At 68.2% G+C, this 16,701-nt stretch carries 12 protein-coding genes; 7 read left to right on the top strand and 5 right to left on the bottom strand.

The window, feature by feature from the left end; translation table 11 throughout:
- Positions 1-19 precede the first annotated feature (19 nt).
- On the bottom strand, positions 20-1,846 hold the full coding sequence (locus AC5WS7_RS04825) for a glycoside hydrolase family 15 protein (RefSeq protein WP_495953083.1): 1,827 nt from the start codon (positions 1,844-1,846) through the stop codon (positions 20-22).
- 942 nt (positions 1,847-2,788) lie between these two features.
- Between AC5WS7_RS04825 and AC5WS7_RS04820 the strand changes: the two genes are divergently transcribed.
- Positions 2,789-3,718: a universal stress protein gene (locus AC5WS7_RS04820; protein WP_495953082.1), complete on the top strand. Its 930-nt coding sequence runs from the start codon at positions 2,789-2,791 to the stop codon at positions 3,716-3,718.
- A 921-nt stretch (positions 3,719-4,639) separates the two neighbouring features.
- Here AC5WS7_RS04820 and AC5WS7_RS04815 read toward each other — a convergent pair.
- The 4 genes from AC5WS7_RS04815 to AC5WS7_RS04800 all read right to left on the bottom strand — a co-directional run bounded on the left by AC5WS7_RS04815 (position 4,640) and on the right by AC5WS7_RS04800 (position 11,301).
- Positions 4,640-7,069 carry a heavy metal translocating P-type ATPase gene (locus AC5WS7_RS04815; protein WP_495953081.1) on the bottom strand — a complete coding sequence of 810 codons (2,430 nt, stop codon included), beginning with the start codon at positions 7,067-7,069 and terminating at the stop codon, positions 4,640-4,642.
- Between the two features lie 99 nt (positions 7,070-7,168).
- Positions 7,169-8,164 (bottom strand): 1-phosphofructokinase family hexose kinase, encoded by a 996-nt coding sequence (locus AC5WS7_RS04810; RefSeq protein WP_495953080.1) that lies wholly within the window; start codon positions 8,162-8,164, stop codon positions 7,169-7,171.
- Positions 8,165-8,174: 10 nt separating this feature from the next.
- Complete coding sequence (gene ppsA / locus AC5WS7_RS04805; protein WP_495953079.1) at positions 8,175-10,616, bottom strand: phosphoenolpyruvate synthase; 2,442 nt, start codon at positions 10,614-10,616, stop codon at positions 8,175-8,177.
- 202 nt (positions 10,617-10,818) lie between these two features.
- Positions 10,819-11,301 carry an adenosine-specific kinase gene (locus AC5WS7_RS04800; RefSeq protein ID WP_495953747.1) on the bottom strand — a complete coding sequence of 161 codons (483 nt, stop codon included), beginning with the start codon at positions 11,299-11,301 and terminating at the stop codon, positions 10,819-10,821.
- 287 nt (positions 11,302-11,588) lie between these two features.
- Here AC5WS7_RS04800 and AC5WS7_RS04795 point away from each other — a divergent pair, with 287 nt between their 5' ends.
- Genes AC5WS7_RS04795 through AC5WS7_RS04770 form a run of 6 tightly spaced genes read left to right on the top strand, consistent with a single transcriptional unit; the run spans position 11,589 to position 16,675 of the window.
- Entirely contained in the window at positions 11,589-12,719 is a 1,131-nt protein-coding gene (locus AC5WS7_RS04795; RefSeq protein ID WP_495953078.1) for a 4Fe-4S dicluster domain-containing protein, read from the top strand.
- Entirely contained in the window at positions 12,706-13,200 is a 495-nt protein-coding gene (locus AC5WS7_RS04790; RefSeq protein ID WP_495953077.1) for a Crp/Fnr family transcriptional regulator, read from the top strand. Before AC5WS7_RS04795 ends, AC5WS7_RS04790 begins: the two co-directional genes overlap by 14 nt.
- Positions 13,197-14,048 carry an FAD/NAD(P)-binding protein gene (locus AC5WS7_RS04785; protein WP_495953076.1) on the top strand — a complete coding sequence of 284 codons (852 nt, stop codon included), beginning with the start codon at positions 13,197-13,199 and terminating at the stop codon, positions 14,046-14,048. The genes AC5WS7_RS04790 and AC5WS7_RS04785 overlap by 4 nt, the downstream gene beginning before the upstream one ends.
- Positions 14,048-14,866, top strand: a complete 819-nt coding sequence (locus AC5WS7_RS04780) for an NADH-quinone oxidoreductase subunit B family protein (RefSeq protein WP_495953075.1) — start codon at positions 14,048-14,050, stop codon at positions 14,864-14,866. The genes AC5WS7_RS04785 and AC5WS7_RS04780 overlap by 1 nt, the downstream gene beginning before the upstream one ends.
- Positions 14,850-16,142, top strand: a complete 1,293-nt coding sequence (locus tag AC5WS7_RS04775; protein ID WP_495953074.1) for a Ni/Fe hydrogenase subunit alpha — start codon at positions 14,850-14,852, stop codon at positions 16,140-16,142. The genes AC5WS7_RS04780 and AC5WS7_RS04775 overlap by 17 nt, the downstream gene beginning before the upstream one ends.
- Positions 16,139-16,675 (top strand): hydrogenase maturation protease, encoded by a 537-nt coding sequence (locus AC5WS7_RS04770; RefSeq protein ID WP_495953073.1) that lies wholly within the window; start codon positions 16,139-16,141, stop codon positions 16,673-16,675. Before AC5WS7_RS04775 ends, AC5WS7_RS04770 begins: the two co-directional genes overlap by 4 nt.
- Positions 16,676-16,701: the final 26 nt, after the last annotated feature.

The following is a 16,701-nucleotide window of genomic DNA, read 5'->3' as shown; positions in this document are numbered from 1 at the left end:
AAAATGACGAGTCGTCGGATCATCGTGTGGCCGCCTTTGCGCGTGCGAGGTTCACGCCACTGGCGATGACGCCGATGTGGCTGAACGCCTGCGGGAAGTTGCCCACGAACGCCCCGGTGGACGGGTCGATCTGTTCGGAGAACAGGCCCAGGGCGCTGGAACGGGCACATAGGGAGTCGTAGCGCTGCTCGGCCTCCTCGATACGGCCCTGCATGGTCAGGTTGTCGATCAGCCAGAAGCTGCACAGGACGAACGCGCCTTCGTCACCGGGCAGGCCGTCGGGCGATTCGTCATGCAGATACCGGTAGAGCAGCCCGCCTCCGGCGTCCAGGCGGGCAGCGATCGCCGCGGTCGTCGCCGCCATGCGCGGATGATCGGCTGGAACGACATGTCGCAGCGGCAGCGCCAGCAGACTGGCATCGAGTGCGGCACCTCCGTCGAGATGGGCACTCAACGTCTGGGCCCGTTCGTTCCAGGCGCGTTCCAGGATGGACTCGCGGATGTGCGCAGCTGTGGAGCGCCAGGTCCCGACGGGACCGGGTAGCCGGAAACGCTCGCCGATCGACGCGGCCCGGTCGAGTGCGACCTGGCACAGTCCCGCGCTGTAGGTGAACGCCCGCCCCTCGCTGCGGACCTCCCAGATCCCTTGATCGGGTTGCGCCCACGCGCGGCCGGCCATATCCGCCAAACCGGCCAGGCCGGCCCACAGGACAGGCTGCAGCTCACCGCCGGCCCGCAGCCATTGGTCGGCGCAATCGAGAATCTCGCCATAGAGGTCGTGCTGACGCTGGTCGGCGGCCCCGTTGCCCCACCGGACCGGCGCCGAACGCCGGTAGCCCTCGAGTCCGGCGTCCACTATCTCATCGGGTACCGGATCCCCGTCCAGGTCGTACATGATCCGCGGCCGGTCGCCACGTTCGACGGCGTCGAGGACCCAGCCGAGGAACGCATCCGCCTCGCCGCGAAAACCGATGCGGCGCAACGCGAAGACAGCGTAGGCGGCGTCGCGGATCCAGACATACCGGTAGTCCCAGTTGCGAACACCGCCGATCGGCGCCGGCAGCGAGGAGGTCGGCGCGGCGATCACCGACCCGCTCGCCCAGTGATCGCACATCTTGAGCGCGATCGCCGCGCGCCGGACGAGGGTCTGCTGCGGGCCCGCGTAGTCACAGCCATCCAGCCACGACCGCCAGGCATTCGCCGTGTCACGCAGCATCGCCCCGGCATCGAACCGATGATGCCGGTGAAATCGCCCCCACGACAACGCCAGGTCCACGTTCTCCCCCTGCGCCAAGTCGAACACGGTGTGCAACTTCGAGATCGGCCGGGTGCTGCGCAGATGCACCCGTAACCGCGGCTGCGCCATCGAGCGGATCTCGATTCCGCTCAGCAGCGGCCGCAGCTCGGCCCCGCCTCTCGGCGACACATCGACGGCCAACCGGACTCGGCCTTCGATGACGAGGGCGCTGCGAACGAGTTCCGCTCTGTCGGCTGCGGCGTCTTCGCCGAGGTCGGCACCCGAACGCAGGACCATCGCATCGGTTATCCGCACGACTCCGGTGGCGCACCGCAGCTCGGTTTCCAGCACCCCGGTGTCCGGCCGATAGCGTTGGCGACCCTCACGCAGATTCGCCGGTGCGATGGTGAACGACCCGCCCCGAGCGTGATCGAGAAGCCCGCAGAACAGAGGTTCGGCGTCGAACCGTGGAATGCACAACCAGGGAATCGAGCCGTCGACGCCGACCAGGGCGGCTGTCGCGCCGTCTCCGATAAGGCCGTAATCCTCCAGAGACAGGTAGCCATCGGCCCGGTGTATCGGGCGAAACGGTGGATCGGGATCGTGCATCACACCTACTCCACGGCACACGCGGCGAAGCGGCGGCGGATCAACCGAAGCGGGTCAGCACCTTCACGAGATAGTCGATCTCCTGGTCCACAATCTAACAGTCGCCCACCTGTCCGCCGGCGATCGTTACCGTCGCGCGACCCGCCGCCGACGGACACCCCGCCACCACGTGCACGGCACCGAGTACGACGCCTCCTGCCGCTCCCGCGAATGTCACCCGGACGTCCGCCACCATAACGCTCGCGTGTGTGGCCCACCCGTCCACGATGGTCGGCCCCGCCAGACCTGCGAACTACGCAAGAGTCACAGCGATGGACTACCGGCGCCGCAATGTCGCCGTCGCATCGTGGCCAGGGGCGACCCGGCTCGAACGGCGCTGGCTTCGACCTGCCACGACGTGGTTGTCCGTTACCTCGGCGGGCTGCTCGGTCGCCGCCATTGTCGAGCGGCGCGGGCCGGTTGCCGGTGAACGGATGGACCACAGTGCGGGATTCGGTGCCATGACTCGATCATCGGCAGACCGGCGACGGGCCGTAGTACCGAAAGTCCCTGCCGCAGAGCCCCTTCGAACTTTCGAACGACCGAGGTGGCTTCGCGGATCGGACCAACACGGGAAACGCGATACTCGCGACACTGCGCCAGGGGCTGGGGGCCGGATTGCGCACTCGCCCACCGTGAACGTAAATTCCGCGCAGGCTTTTTCGTCGCGCGATCCGATGATGGCTCGGCAAAGTCGCACGCGCATAAGGCAGTTCGTTACCAACGGCCGCGGATCTTACCGAAATCCCCCCGCGCAGAATAGTACCCGTACCCCTGATCCGTGAGTGGTCCAATGGCCTGCTGCCGGTGACAATCGGCAGCATCGGGACCGCCGCGGGCCTGCCTACCGTGTGCTGTACCGGACCGATCACCCACGGCCGGTTCGCACTTCGGGAGGCCGCAATGTCAGCACGGGACACCACGCAACAGAACCACGACGACCCACAGGCGACAGGCGCCGCGCCGATCGTCGTCGGCGTCGACGGATCGGACGGCTCGGACGCGGCCGTCCGCTGGGCCGCCGCCTACGCTGCCGGGCACGGCCGGGAACTGCAGATCGTGCACGGGCTCGGCCTGGTCGGACTCAACACCGTCGCGGGCGCCTACGCGGTCACCGTGGAGGCCGTCGTCGACGCGGCTCGCACCCAGGGCGAAACCGTGATCGCGGACGCCGAACGCGCGGCGCGGTCTGCCGCACCCGAGGTACGGCTGTCCTCGTCCCTGGCCTCCGACAGCCCGGCCGGTCTCCTCGTCGAACGCAGCGCCGGGGCGTTCGCTCTCGTCATCGGTTCGACCGGTTCGGCCGGCACCCTCGCCCACCTGGGCTCCACCCTGCTGGCCGTGACCGCGCACGCGCACAGCACGGTCGTCGTCGTCCCCACCGGTTACGCCCACCGCGCGGCGGGGCCGGTGGTGGTCGGTGTCGACGGCGGTCCGGTGAGCGAACGAGCCATCGCAGCGGCGTTCACCGAAGCCGCCGACCGCCACACCGGCCTCGTGGCCGTACACGTATGGGCGGACCTGGACCTCGGCCGCCTCAGCGGCATCGGCGGGCTACCCGTCGACACCGGGGCGGAGCAGGCCGAACAGGCGGCCCTGGCCGAACGTCTCACCGACTGGCAGGAAAAGTATCCGGACGTCCTCGTCGTGCGGAAGACCTACATGTCCGCACCCGGCAGACGCCTCGCGGAGTTGTCGAGTTCGGCACAGCTCATGGTGGTCGGTAGCCGCGGCCGCGGCGCACTCACCGGGTTACTGCTCGGATCGACCTCCAACTTCCTGGTCCAGCATTCGGATTGCCCGGTGATGGTCGTACATTCGACCGCACACTGATCGTCACGACCGGAACGGCAGCGACAGGAATCGCCAACGGGCAAGCCGTCGGCCTATTCTCCGCGGACCGGGACGGCCCACCTACCCGAGACCGCCCCCCGCGGCACGGCGATCACCCTGATCCACCGAAACCCGCTCGCTGCCGATGAGATCGCTCATGATGGCGGTGGCCTGGTCCAGGCCAACCGCGAATCGCCTCGGCACCGTGGAACTGCGCGGCAATCTTCGAAGCGGTGGATTCGAATCCTACTGCCCAGCAACGGCTTCGGCTCAAACGCTGCGTTCCCCCTCCGCCGTGTCGTCCAGCGCGGCAGCACGGGACCGTTCTCGAGTGCTGCGGAACGCAGGATAGCCGCGTGCGATGACACCAGTCCGAGCGGGCCACCTCATCCGAACGTTCGGCCCGGCCGTGGTCTCGCAGGTGCCCGCACCACTGCCGAGAGCGCGGCCGATATGCCGCTGATGAACTACACCTTCACCTCGGGAATGCCGTGATCATCATGCGTGATCCACTCGGTGACCTCACGCTGATTCGGCCCGAGCGCCCGGACAGGCCGAAAAGTCTTATCCGCGATGGGCGCAAGCGGCCACAGTGACAGCGGTTGCCTCGGCAGAGGTGGTGCGGTCCGAATCACAGCCGAGCTGGGGCCGCAAGTTCAGCGCGGCGGTGCAGTCCATCGTAGCCGGGTGCCCGGGCCCGCACTGCCCGGCTTGGTGGCCGGGGTGATCTCGAAACGTCCGCCGCATTCGGCGCCACCGGCGGCGAGATTGGCCGACGACCTCGCGGGTGACGTGGAACTCGGCACTGAGATCCCGTGCGCCCCAATGCCGCACAGCGTTGCTGACCGCTTCGCGGACCACTGCCTCGGCATGTTCGGCGAGGTCGGCCTCCAGCAATGCGAGCGAACGGGCGCGGCCGCGTCATCGGGGCAGGGGTGGCCCGGAATCGGATTTGCCTGGCGCCGTGTCATATTCGAGGTCGTCGCCGAGCGTGAAATAGTTCTCCTCTTCCTGCCGGAAGTGCAACTGCAGCAACGTATACAGACCGTACAGGCATGCCAGCAGATCCTCGGTCTGATCCGCGCCGATGCGGCCGGCGCCGCGGGCCACGCGCAGATGATTGCCGATCCGCATGCTCAGGCGCTGGATCTCCGCGTGCGTGCGGCTCATGGTGGCAGTCGCCTCGCGGCTACCGAGCGGTGCGGCCAGCGCGGGATACAACTCGGTCTCCTCGGCCTGTTCGTGCGGCAGTAGTTCATCGACCAGGAACCTGTGCGCGTCCTCGACGGCGCGGAGCGTCGTCCGACCGCCGCCACGCGCGGCGAGATCGTCGGCCGCGGTGCGCAGCAAGGCCAGCGTGTCGCGCAACGTGTCGTGCTCGCCCGCGAAGCGGTGCAGCAATGCTGCTGTGTCCGAACCCAATTCGGTGTGCAGCGCCGGATCGCCGCGCAGGGCGCGCAAGGCGTTCGCAATCACCGCCACGTCGATACCCTCCTGCAACAGCGCGCCGGCGGCAGGGGGTAACCAGCCCAGCGCGGCGACGATCATGGCCAGCAGCGACAGGCCCATACCGGCGACCGCGCTCTGCACGGCGATCCGACGCGACCATCGGGCGGTGTCCATGGCATCGGCGAGGCGATCCAGCCGGTCGCCGGTGAGCACGATGTCGGCCGCCTCCGAGGAGGCGGTGGATCCGCGGGCACCCATCGCGACGCCGACGGTGGCCGCCGCCAGCGCGGGGGCATCGTTGACGCCGTCGCCGACCATCACGGTGACCGCCCGCTCGCGTTCACGGTGGACCGCCTCCACCTTGTCCGACGGGCTCTGACCCGCATACACCTCATCGAGGCCCAGGACGGTGGCCACCTCGTGTGCGGGCTCGGGCCGATCTCCGGTGAGCATGACCAGGCGGTTCAGGCCCGCCTGCCGCAGGCGGCGGATCGTGCGAGGCGCTTGACGCCGCAACGGGTCTCGCAACAGGATCGCGGCGCACAGCTCACCGTCCGCGACGATCCACGCGACCGCAGCCGAGTCCAAACTCGCACGATTGATCACCTTACGAGCCCACTCCGTCCCGGTCAGGGTCTCCGGCAGTTTGCCGACATCTACGCGGTGGCCCGCGACGGTCCCGGATACGCCGCGCCCGGCCTGCTCGGCCACATCGGCCGGGGCCGACAGCTCGAGGCCGCGAGCCAGCGCCTCGGTGACGATCGCTTCGGCCAGCACATGCGGTGACACCTGGTCGACCGAGGCGCCCAGCCGCAACATCTCCGCAGCGTCGCCGCCCGGCGCGGCAACCACATCCACGACCCGTGGGCGGCCTTCGGTGAGCGTGCCCGTCTTGTCCATCACCAATGTCGTTGCGTGGCCGAGGTTTTCCAGCGCGCCGCCACCGCGCACGACGACACCCGAACGCGAGGCCCGCGACAATCCCGAAACGATCGCCACCGGCGCGGCCAGCAGCAGCGGACACGGCGTCGCCACCACCAGCACCGCGACCGCGCGCACCGCCGAACCGCTCCCCGCATAGGCCACGCCCGCGACGAGCAACGCCAGCGGCAGGAACCATGCGGCATACCGATCAGCCAGCCGCACCACCGGCGCGTTCTCGGCCCCGGCCTGCTCGGCCAGCCGCACGATTCCCGCATACGTGCTGTCGGCCGCGGTCGCACTCGCCCGCACCTCGAATACATCGCCCGCGTTCACCACACCACTGCGCACCGGCTCACCGGCTGCCCGCTCCACCTGCAGCGGCTCCCCGGTCAACACCGATTCGTCCAGCACCGCAACGGTATTCAGAATACGGCCGTCCACGGGCACCACCTCCCCCACCGCGACCACGAGCACGTCACCGACCGCGACCTCGTCCAGCGGAATCACCGCCACCTCGTCACCGACGCGGCGGCGCGCGGAACGCGGCGCATGCTCGAGCAACGCCCGCAGATCTCGCGACGCCCGCCGCTCGGCCGCGGCGTCGAGCGCACGACCGCCGGCCAGCATCACCGCGATCAACGCGCCGGCCAGGTACTCACCGACCAGAAGCGTTCCCGCCAAGGACAACACCGCGATCAGGTCGACACCTGCTCGGCCCTTCACCAGCGTCGCGATCATCCAGTAGAGCGCCGGGACGAAAGCCGCCACGGTCGCCGCGATCCAGAACCCGTCCGCCACATCGCGCAATCCCAGCAGCCACAACAACGCCCCGATCACCAGCGGCGCCACCGTCACCACCACCAGTGCCGGTCCCAGCCACGCACTCAGCCGATCGGCCCACGACCGCGCACCGGATCGCGTCGACGACCAGGGCCGCCACCGAGTGGTTCCCGCCTGGGCGGACATCGGAGCGCTCATCCGAGGCGAATCCGAAAGCCCTTGGCAGCCAGTCGAATTCGCAACCGCTGCTGTCGGATCGTACGGCGATACAGGTGAGTCGACATCGCTCGGCGCCGATCAGAGGTCGCCGGCCAGAGCCGGGAACGCCGAAGATGTCCGGTCCGGGATATTCGAGGTGTCGGCGAGGTGATCGCTCTCGAGCCGTCCGAACAATTCGGCTATTCGCTCCGGCGTACCAGGGCTGCTCCCTGGTGCGTCCAGCGCGGCAGTCGCGGCGGCTACGCCCAGGCGTACCGAATCGCCGAGTGACATGCCACGGACCATGCCGACCGTCATTCCGCCGACCAGCGCGTCACCGGCGCCGATTCCGCTGCGTACGGGCACTTCGATCGAGGGGAAGAACTCCTGTGAATCGGACGTCACCGAGAGCGCACCGTCCGCGCCGAGCGATACCACGACGATCCGGGCGACGTGATCGGAGATCAGTTCTCGTGCCGCGGCCACCTGCTCGGTCCGGTCGCTCAGCCGATGTCCGACGAGTTCACCGATCTCCCGCACACTCGCTTTCAACAGGAATACGCCGCTGCGCACATGCCGCAACGCGTCGCCGCAGGTGTCCAACACCAGTGGCACGCCTTCGACCGCCGAGCTGTCGGCGAGCGTCTGATAGAAATCGACCGGCACACCCGGCGGCAGGCTGCCGCTGGCCACCAGCACCTGCGCGGACGCGGCAGCCTGTTCGGCCGCGGCGAGCAGTTCTCGTTGTTCGGCACCGCTGAGTTCCGGCCCGGGCAGTACGAATCGGAATTGCTCACCCGAGGTCCGGTCGGTGACGGCCACACTTTCCCGAGTCGGACCGGCAACCGGAACCGGGCGCATCGGCACCCCGGCCGCCCGTACCAGCTGTTCGAGCCGCCTGCCCGGATACCCGCCCGCCGGGAATACGGCGGTCGTGGTCCCGCCCAGCGCCAGGATCGTTCGCGAGACGTTGATTCCGCCGCCGCCCGGATCGAAACGCGGTGTCTCACAACGCATCTTCTCCACCGGTGCCACGTGCCCGACGCTGGTGCAGATGTCGATGGCGGGGTTCATCGTCAGAGTGATGATCGACATGCGGTCCTCGTCACCCGACCGATGCCGATTGCCCGGGAACGGTCGTCGCCGCCCGCGCCGGAACCGGGTCGTGGCGCCGTTCGACGTCGAGGATGGTGCGCGTGGTGGCGATCAGCGTGTCCGGGTCGAGACTGATGGAGTCGATGCCGAGTTCTACGAGAAGTTCGGCCATATCCGGATAATCCGAGGGTGCCTGTCCGCACAGCCCGGAGTGAATTCCGTTGCGCCGACAGCCTTCCACGGCGAGCCGGATCATCTCCTTCACCCCGGGATCGCGTTCGTCGTAGTCGAACGCGACGATCTCACTATCGCGGTCGACCCCCAGCGTGAGCTGGGTCAGATCATTGGAACCGATGGAGAATCCGTCGAACAGCTCGGCGAACCGGTCGATCAGCACAACATTGTTCGGAATTTCGCACATGGCATAGATTTCCAGGTCGTTCTCGCCGCGGGCGAGCCCGAGTTCGGCCATGCGCGCCAGCACCTGCTCGGCCTCGGCGATCCTGCGAACGAACGGCAGCATGAGAATCACGTTGGTCAGGCCGAACTCCTCGCGCACTCGCCGCATCGCCGCGCACTCCAGCGCGAAACCTTCGGCGTAGGCGGGGTGCGTGTAGCGGGACGCACCGCGGAAGCCGATCATGGGATTGGCTTCGACCGGTTCGAAGTCCTTGCCGCCCAGCAGGTTCGCGTACTCGTTGGTTTTGAAGTCCGACATTCGCACGACCACCGGTTTGGGCCAGAAGGCCGCGGCGATCGTCCCGATTCCTTCCGACAGCCGGCGGACGAAGAAATCCGCACCGTCGGCGTACCCGTGGGTCAGCCGCGCCAGCTCCGCCCGCACCTCCGGATCACCGACCTTCTCCGGATACATCAGAGCCAGCGGATGAGCCTTGATCGAGTTCGTCACCACGAACTCCATCCGGGCAAGTCCCACACCGTCATTGGGCAGCATCGCTGTCGCGAACGCCCGATCGGGATCGGCCAGATTCACCATGACCCGCACGCGGGGGCGAGGGAGTTCAGCGATCGTCAGATGCTCGACATGGAAATCGAGTGCGCCGCCGTAGATCCGCCCGACATCGCCCTCGGCGCACGACACGGTGATCACCTGGCCCGCCGGTATCGCGGTGGTGGCGTCCCCAGTACCGACGACCGCCGGAATTCCCAGCTCCCGGGCGAGAATAGCGGCGTGGCAGGTGCGCCCGCCCCGGTTGGTGACTATCGCGGCGGCGGTCTTCATCACCGGTTCCCAGTCCGGCGTGGTGGTATCGGCGAGCAGTACCTCGCCCGGCCGGAATTCGCTCAGCTGGGCCACGGTGTCGATGCGATGCGCCCGGCCGGTCGCGATCCTCTCCCCCACGGCCCGCCCCGTCGTCAACGCCGGAGCGCGAGCATCCAGTGTGTAGGTCTCCAGCGTGTGCGCCGCCCGCTGTGACCCGACGGTCTCGGGACGGGATTGCACGATGTACAGCGTCCCGTCGACGCCGTCCTTGGCCCATTCGATATCCATCGGACGTCCGTAGTGGCGTTCGATCGCACACGCGGCGGCCGTCAAGGTGAGCACCTCGTCGTCGGACAGGCAGAATCGGTCGCGGTCGGCACGAGGCGTGGGCACATTGCGGGTCGTGTTGCCGGTCCCGCCTTCGGCGTAGACCATTTTCACCGCTTTGTCGCCGAGTTCGCGTCGCAGCACCGCCCGGTGTCCGGCCTCGAAAGTCGGCTTGTGCACGTAGAACTCGTCCGGATCGACTGACCCCTGCACCACGTTCTCGCCCAAACCGTAAGCGCCGGTGACGAATACGACGTCCCGGAAGCCGGTCTCGGTGTCCAGGGTGAACATCACCCCCGAACACGCCAGGTCCGACCGGACCATTTTCATCACCCCGACCGACAGCCCGACCTTCAGATGGTCGAAGCCCTGATCGACGCGATAGTGAATCGACCGGTCGGTGAACAGGCTGGCGAAACAGCGGCGGACCGCCTCGAGCAGCTGTTGCTCGCCGCGCACATTGAGAAAGGTCTCCTGCTGGCCCGCGAAACTGGCCGTCGGCAAATCCTCCGCGGTCGCGGAGCTGCGCACCGCCAGGCTGATGTCCGGGCCGTATTCGTCCCGCAGCTGTCGGTAGGCGTCCAGGATCTCGTGCACGAGCGGGTCGGAAAGCCCTGCGCCATAGATGATCTCGCGCGCACGACGGCCGCACTGCGAAAGTTCGGACAGATCGTCGGGGTCCAGGCCCGCCAACGCTTCGGTCAGCGGATCCCAGGCATCGGCTTCGGTGAGCATGTCACGATAGGCGTCCGCGGTGATCGCGAAGCCGTTCGGCACGCGCACCCCCGCCCGCGACAGCGAGCGGTACATTTCCCCCAGTGAGGCGTTCTTCCCGCCCACCGACGCTACGTCCGCTATGCCGAACTCGTCGAAAAATCGAACGTAAGCGGCCCTGGTCATCGCCGCGCACCTCCCACCGTCGTCGTCCGCGTATGGCAGCTGCGCTGCCGTGTCCAGGGCGTCGCGCCCCGCATCACCGCGACGCACATACAACTCAACCGCTCGGGACCGCCACAGCCCAGGGGCCGAAGTCATCACCGCTACGGCACACCGGCCCACGTGCGGGAGAAGGGCACGGAAGCGGAACGGCGGAAGGTCGGCGTTACAGCTTGTAGCCGATGCTGCGGAGCAGCTGTTTGCGGTCGTCCTGATCGGCGGCGGTTTCCACCCCCACCGGCGCCGGACCGTCGACGACTCCCACGATTGCACGGCCCAAGTCGGTTTCGGCGATGAGCACATCGACCGGATTCGCTGTGGCGCAATATATTCCGCAGACCTCCGGAACGTGGCGTATCGCGTTCAGCACGTTCACCGGATAGCCCTCGCGCAGGAATATCACGAACGAGTGGCCCGCGGCGATCGACGACGCGTTCGTCGTCGCGAGTTCGACAAGTGCGTCGTCGTTGCCGGAGCGGCGCACCAACCGCGGCCCGGACGCCTCACAGAACGCCAGGCCGAATCGCAGGTGCGGCCCGGTTCCGGCCAGCGCCTCGTGCACGTCCTCGACGGTCTTGATGAAGTGCGCCTGCCCGAGGATCACGTTCAGGTCCTCCGGCTTGTCGATCCGCACCGACACCAGTTCCATGGTCATATCGTGCTCCGCACCGAGTCGTCCCACGCAGGGTCGAAGGTCCGCAACACACCGGGATCTTCGGTGCCCCGCGACTCCCCCCTGGCAAGAGGCGCTGTCAGGGTGACCGGAGATGCCTGGGTCCGCCGCGTCCACGATCACACACCGAACCCCGAAGGCCCGGGCCGAACGCGGTAGAGGCCGTCGGTAAGGGGCCGGTGGGACCTTCGCCCCTGGGCCGGGTCGTGGGCGGTGACCAGACTCTAGGGCAGTCCGCGAATGGAATGCGAATCGAGCCTGCCATGGTTGCCGGGGATACCGCAGTGATCGATCGAGCCGGGCTGGACCGGCTGATCGACGTCTTGCGTCACCGTGGGTACCGAGTGATCGGGCCGACGCTGCGGGACGGCGCCATCGTGCTCGATGAATTGACCTCCGGCGCGGGGCTTCCCGATGGTTGGGGGGTCGACGTCGCGCCGGGCCGGTACCGGGTGCATCGGCGCACCGACAACGCGGTGTTCGCCCATTCGGCAGGGCCTGGTTCCTGGAAACAGTTCCTGCATCCCCCACATCGGCAGCTGGCCACGATCGGCCCGGACCTGGCAGTCAGCGTGACCGAGCCGCAGCAGCCGGTGCGGTCGGCATTTCTCGGGGTGCGCGGCTGCGACCTGGCCTCGATCGCCATCCTCGGACGGGTGCTCGGTGAGCCGGCGCACCCCGACCCGTCGTTCCCGCGGCGCCGCGACCTGTTCGTCGTCGCCGTGAACTGCACCGAGCCGGGCGGCGTGTGCTTCTGCGCATCCATGGGCACCGGCCCCGAGGTCTCCCCGGGATACGACCTCGCTCTCACCGAACGCATCGATGAGTCCGGACACCGGTTCCTCATCGATGTGGGCACCGAGGCCGGGGCGGAGATCCTTGCCGAGGTGGCGAACCGGGCGGCGACCACCGACGAGGTGCACGAGGCCCGGGCGGAGGTGTCGGCCGCCGCGAACCGGATGGGGCGCACCATGCCGGAGACGGATCTGCGCGACCTGCTTCGTGACTCGCGGGAATCGCCACACTGGGAAGATGTCGCGAGCCGCTGTCTGACCTGCGGCAACTGCACCATGGTGTGCCCCACCTGCTTCTGCACCAGCACCGAGGACGTCACCGATCTCACCGGCGACCACGCCGAACGCTGGCAACGCTGGGCGTCGTGCTTCGAGCCGGACTTCTCCTACCTCCACGGCGGCAGTGTCCGGCAGTCCGGTGCGAGCCGCTACCGGCAGTGGCTCACCCATAAACTCAGCACCTGGTACGACCAGTTCGATACGTCCGGATGTGTGGGCTGCGGCCGCTGCATCGCGTGGTGCCCGGCCGGCATCGACCTGACCGCCGAGGTGGCCCGGCTGGCCGAACTGGCCGAGGGAGCCGATCGTGATCAGCGTTGACGAACTGTCGGAGTTCGCCCACCTGTCCACGCTCGGCGACACCGAACTACGCACCCTCGCCGGCGCCGGACGCGACATGTCGTATCCGGTGGGACTCCGTTTGCTCACCGAAGGCGATGTGGCGGACCGGTGTTGGCTGATCCGCCACGGCCGGATCCTGCTCGACGCGCACGTTCCAGGGCAAGGCGAGGTCATCGTGGAGAGCCTCGGCGGCGGCGATCTGCTGGGCTGGTCGTGGCTGACGCCGCCGTACCGGTGGCAATTCGGCGCCCGCACGGCCACGCCGGTTTCCGCGATCGAGTTCGATGCCGCGACACTGATCGAACTGGCCGAGGCTGATCCGGTATTCGGGCGGGCGCTGACATTGATGCTGTTCGAAGCACTGCTGCACCGGTTGCAAGCCACCCGCGCCCGGCTGTTGGACCTCTATCGCAACCCGGCCGACAATCGCAGCCCCGTCGCCCCGCGAGGTGGCCGATGACCGTCGGCCTCCCTGCCTCCGCACCACCGGTCGGCGACGTCATGCTGTCCTATCGCGTGACCGCCCGCAGGCCCCTGACTCGGGACACCACCACTCTCGTCCTCGAGCCGACCGATCTTGCGGCACAGCGCTTTCGGCCTGGACAGTTCATGATGCTCTACAGTTTCGGCGTCGGCGAGATCGCGATTTCGATCAGCGGCGACCCCGCCGAGGAGGTTCGGCTCGAGCACACCATCAGATCGGTCGGCGCGGTGAGCGCGGCGCTGCACGACACCTCGGTGGACGGCCGCGTCGGGGTGCGCGGACCGTTCGGTACCGGCTGGGATCCGCGCTCGGCGACAGGCCGCGATCTGGTGATCGTGGGCGGCGGCGTCGGAATGGCACCGCTGCGGGCGCTGGTGCTCGCGGTGTTGAGCACCCGCGCCGACTACCGCCGGGTCACGCTGATCACCGGCGCCCGCACACCGGCGGACATCCTGTTCCGCCACGACCAACAGTGTTGGGCCGCAACCGGTTCCATCGACGTGCATCAGACCGTCGATCGCCCGGCCGCGGACTGGACAGGTCCGGTGGGATTCGTCACCGAACCCCTCGCCCGGCTACGGCTCGACCCCGCGCACACCACGGCGTTCCTGTGCGGACCGGAGCCGATGATGCGATTCTGCGCGCAGACCTTGCAGCGCAAGGGAGTTGCCGCCACCGATATCCGCGTCTCGCTCGAGCGCAATATGCAGTGCGGCGTGGGCCGGTGCGGGCACTGCCAACTCGGCCCCCTGCTGCTGTGCCGAGACGGGCCGATCGTCGACTACGCCACCGCCGCACCGCTGCTCGCGGTGAAGGAGCTCTGATGGACGCCACCACACACACCGCTGAATCGACGGCCGCCGACACGGAGAACGGGCCCACGCTCGCGGTCTGGAAGTTCACCTCCTGCGACGGCTGCCAGCTCACTCTGCTCGACTGCGAGGACGAGCTGCTGGCCCTGGCCGCGCGGGTACGAATCACCCACTTCCTGGAAGCATCCAGCGCCGTGCAGCCCGGCCCCTACGATGTGTCACTGGTAGAAGGTTCGATCACCACACCGCAGGACCTGCAGCGCATCATCGAAATCCGGGAGCAGTCGCGCATTCTGGTGGCGATCGGGGCCTGCGCCACCCACGGCGGGATTCAGGCGCTGCGCAATTTCGCCGACGTCGCCGAATTCACCTCCGTGGTCTACGCGAGCCCGGAGTACATCGATACCCTCGCGACCTCCACGGCGATATCGGACCATGTGCGGGTCGATTTCGAGCTGCGCGGCTGCCCGATCGACCGCCGTCAGCTGCTGGAGATCCTCGACGCCTTCCTGGCCGGCCGGACCCCCGACCTTCCCGATTCCAGCGTCTGCACCGAATGCAAACGCCGCGGCACCACGTGCGTGACCGTCGCACACGGCATTCCCTGCCTCGGACCGGTCACCCACGCCGGGTGCGGTGCTCTGTGCCCGGCTTACCGGCGCGGCTGCTTCGGCTGCTTCGGACCGATGACGAAACCGAATGTCGGTGCGCTACTTCCCATTCTGCGGGTCAACGGCATGTCCACCGGCGATATCGACCGGGTCTTCGCCACCGTCGCCGCCGCGGCGCCGGAGTTCACCGGCAGGAGCCGAGATGAGCAGCCGCGGTAGACAATTGCGCATCAGCTCACTGGCCCGGGTGGAAGGCGAAGGCGCCCTGCGCATCAGCGTCCGCGACGGTGCGGTCGAACGCGCGGAACTGCGCATCTACGAACCACCCCGCTTCTTCGAGGCGTTCCTGCGCGGGCGGGCCTACACCGAACCGCCCGACATCACCGCCCGCGTCTGCGGCATCTGCCCGGTCGCCTACCAGACCAGCGCCTGCAATGCCGTCGAGCAGTTGTGCGGGGTCGAGCTGGACCCGCCGCTGGCACAACTGCGCCGGTTGCTGTATTGCGGCGAATGGATTTCCAGCCACAGCCTGCACATTCATCTGTTGCACCTCCCGGACTTCCTCGGCTACCCGGACGCCCTCACCCTCGCCGCGGACCATCGCCCCGTGGTCGAGCGGGGTCTGGCGTTGAAGAAGGCCGGGAACGCGCTGCTCGAGCTGCTCGGCGGCCGCTCCATCCACCCGATCAACGTCCGGGTCGGCGGTTTCTATTCGCTGCCTTCCGCCACGGAACTGGCGCGCCTGGGCGAACAGCTGCGCCACGCACTCGATCTCGCCGTGCACACCGCGCGCTGGGCCGCCGATCTCGAATTCCCCGACCTGGAACTCGATCACCAGCTCGTGGCACTGACCGATTCGCAGCGCTATGCCATCGAATCCGGCGCCGTGCACACCAGCGCCGGCCACACCTTCCCCGCCGCAGAATTCAGCGAACATGTTGTCGAGCAACAGGTTTCGTATTCCAACGCACTGCACGCGACCCTCGACGGGCACTGCTACCTGACCGGTCCGCTGGCTCGCTACAGCCTGAACTCCGCTCGCCTCACCCCGCTGACACGGCAACTCGCCGCCGAGATCGGACTCGGCGTCGTATGCCGAAACCCGTTCCGCAGCATTCTGGTTCGCGCCGTCGAAGTCGCCTACGCGGTCGAGGAAGCACTGCGGCTGCTCGACGAATACGAAACACCCACGCGCGCGGCGGTTCCGGTCACCCCACGAGCCGGTGTCGGCTACGGGGTCAGCGAGGCGCCCCGCGGACTGCTGTACCACCGCTACGAGCTGGACGACGACGGACTGATCCGGGCGGCCACCATCATCCCACCGACCTCGCAGAACCAGGCCGCCATCGAAAACGACCTGCGCCGCGTCGTCGAGAAGCATCTCGACCTGGACGACGCCGCCCTCACCCGCCTGTGCGAACGCACGATACGCAACTACGACCCGTGCATCTCGTGCTCGGCGCACTTCCTGCGGCTCGACCTGGTACGCCGATGACGAACCCGCACGCGGTGGTGATCGGCGTCGGCAACGACTACCGGCGTGACGACGGCATCGGCCCGGCGGCCGCGCGCGAACTCGAAACATACGCTCTCCCCGGGGTTCTCATCGCCGTATGCGACGGCGACCCCACCGAGCTGCTGCAGGCGTGGGACGGGGCCGACCTCGCCGTCGTCATCGATGCGGTCCGGTGCGAGCCGGGCACACCGGGCCGCATCCGGCGCACCACCGTCGACGCGCTGTCCGCGACCAGCACCGCCACCAGCTCCCACGCACTCGGCGTCCCCGACGCATTCCGCCTCGGCCGAGTACTAGGCCGCCTCCCGCGCGAACTGGTCGTCATCGCGGTGGAAGCAGCCCGCCTCGACCTCGGCGCAGGCCTGTCCGAGCCCGTCGCCGCGGCACTCCCACTGGTGGTCGACACGGTGCGGGCGGAATTGGCGCACGTCGGGGTCAACGCCGACCGAACCACGGCAGCGTCCGTTTCGCACATCGGCGCTTCGCAGGACCGGGTACCGCGGACGCCCTGACCGCGCACCGCGAGACGACCTCTCGG

It is taken from the genome of Nocardia sp. PLKS1-43, assembly GCF_059510335.1.
Note: the sequence above shows the minus strand (reverse complement) of the source record. Positions and strands in the feature narration are given on the sequence as shown.